At 49.4% G+C, this 2,574-nt stretch carries 1 protein-coding gene; it reads right to left on the bottom strand.

Features of this window, described 5'->3' with window-relative positions:
- Positions 1-2,574, bottom strand: a 2,574-nt coding sequence (locus VIM87_RS06065) for an amino acid adenylation domain-containing protein (RefSeq protein WP_331996112.1), incomplete at both ends; no start/stop codon positions are given.

The raw sequence follows: 2,574 nt of genomic DNA, 5'->3' as shown, positions 1-2,574 counted from the left end.
CTGTAGCACCCTGCCCTTCCGGCTCCGGTAATCTTTTCTTATCTACTTTACCATTGGGCGTTAAGGGTAATGCTTCCAGCTGCACAAAATGTGCAGGCAGCATATAAGCAGGCAAGGTTTGAGCGAGGCCAATACGCAGGTCTGCAATATTTTGTTCCAGCGGACTAACGAAGTACGCTACTATTTCCCTTTCACCATTGCTGTTTGACCTGGCTATTACTACTGCAGCTTCAATACCAGCCTGTGTTTGCAGGGCATTTTCTATTTCGCCCAACTCTATGCGGTAACCACGTAGTTTCACCTGCTCATCCCTGCGGCCTATGAAGGCGATGTTGCCATCCGGCAGCCAGCGGCCTAAATCGCCCGTTCTGTACAGGCGTTCACCAGCTTGGTAAGGATTATCTATAAACTTTTGTGCGGTTAATGCCGGTTGGTTCAGGTAACCCTGCGCCAGGCCGTCACCGGCAATGCAGATCTCACCTGCTACACCAATGGGCTGCAGCTGCAGCGCTTCACTCAGGATGTAGATTCGGGTATTAGAGATAGGTTTGCCTATCAGGATCTCACTATTATTCCTGAGCCGGTAAACAGTGCTGTAGGTAGTATCCTCTGAAGGACCATACAGGTTCCTGATCTCAATCTTTGCTGCATCCAGCTGTTCCAGGTAGCGCGGCGGTATGGGCTCACCGGCCATGTTCAATACGCTTACGGCGCTCAAATCAACCCCTTCGCTTAATAAAGCGCCTACCACACTGGGCACGGTGTTGATCAGTATTTTTTCTGCCGTAGCTAAGTACTGCGGAATAGCTAATGCGTTTGTTAAGAAGCGTACCGGTTTACCAATGCTTAGCGGGTAAAATATTTCAAAAACAGAAAGATCAAAACAGATAGAGGTTACGCCAAACACCACATCAAAGACAGAGCTCTTAAACTCCTGCTGGCTCCAATTAATAAAGGCAACGGCGTTGCTGTGGGTGATCATTACACCTTTAGGCTTACCGGTTGATCCGGAGGTGTAAATAATATAGGCCAGGTCATCCGGCTGGTTCAACACCGGTCCGTTGTACTGCGGGTACTTATTGGCTTCTTCCCTGAAAACAGAGAGCTCCATGGCATCTATCACCACCTTACACTGGCTGTCTGCTATGATATAATCAATACGTTCCTGCGGATACGCGGTATCAATGGGCACATACACGCCACCGGATTTTAATACCGCCAGTATAGCGATGATGGTCCATTCGCTGCGGTCCAGCTGAATGCCGATCCTTTCGTTGGTTTGTATGTGATAGTTCCTTTGCAGGTAACGGGCAAACTGGCTGGCTTTCTCATTCAGCTCCTGGTAAGTAAGGGTGCTGGTGTCAAAGAAAACGGCAATATCGTCCGGTGTACGGGCGGCCTGCGCTTCAAAGAGCTGCACCAGTGTGCCTGCCTGCGTGTAAACGGCAGCGGTGTTATTGAATGTATTTAATAATTGCTGCTTTTCTGTGGCCGTTAAATAGCTTAAACGGTTCAGGGGCAGCGCGGGTTGTGCGATAACAGCAGTCAACAGCTGTTCCAGGTGATGGGCAAATTGTTTCACCGTATTCCGGTGATAGATATCACTGTTGTATTCTACGATACAATGCAGCCCCTCTCCTTTTTCTATAAAGTTAAACGTGAGGTCAAACTTGGTGAACTGAGCGTGTACATCGCCGTAGCTGCTTACAAAGGCTTCACCCACGGGCGTTCCATCTGAAAGCAGGTGGCCGGTGTTCTGCAATATTACCATCACATCAAACAAAGCGCTGCGGCTCATGTCACGGCGCAGCTGCAATGCATCTACCAGCTCATCAAAAGGATAGGCCTGGTGTTCATAAGCGCCCAGCGTAGTTTGCTTTACTTTTTGCAGCAGCGAGCTGTAACTGTCTGTGCCACTGAACTGGTTTCGTATAGCCAGTGTGTTTACATACAACCCTATCTGATCATCCAGGTCGCTGTGCAGACGGCCGGCCACGGGGCTGCCAATAATAATATCCTCCTGCCCGGTATAGCGGTACAGCAAAGTATTCACTGCAGCCAGCAATCCCATAAACAAGGTACTGCCCTGTGCATTTACCAGGGTTTGTAACCCTTGTATGATCTCTTTATTGAGATTTAAGCTGATGGTGCTGCCATTGTAGGTTTTTACAGCCGGCCGCGGACGATCACCCGGCAGGTCCAGCAGCGGTAATTCACCTGCCAGCTGGTGCAGCCACCATTGCTTGTGTGGTTCCAGTGTTGTTTCGCCTGACCGTGATTGCTGCCAGGCTGCATAGTCTTTATACTGGATGCGTAAAGCCGGCAAGCTGCTGCTGGTGTTATTCACCTTTGCATTGTACAGGTGCAGCAGCTCTTTGATCAAGACTTCCATAGACCAGCCATCACTAATGATATGATGCATAGTAAATGCAAATACCCATTTATGGTCTGCTACCTGGTATAAAACAGCACGCAGCAAGGGTCCCGCGCGAAGATCCATGGGGGTAATGGCTACCTGCCGGATCAGCAGCGGTAATTTTTCTTCCTGTGCATGCTCCTGCCGCAGATCAAAAT

The organism is Chitinophaga sp. (genome assembly GCF_036569125.1).
Taxonomy (GTDB): Bacteria; Bacteroidota; Bacteroidia; order Chitinophagales; family Chitinophagaceae; genus Chitinophaga.
Note: the sequence above shows the minus strand (reverse complement) of the source record. Positions and strands in the feature narration are given on the sequence as shown.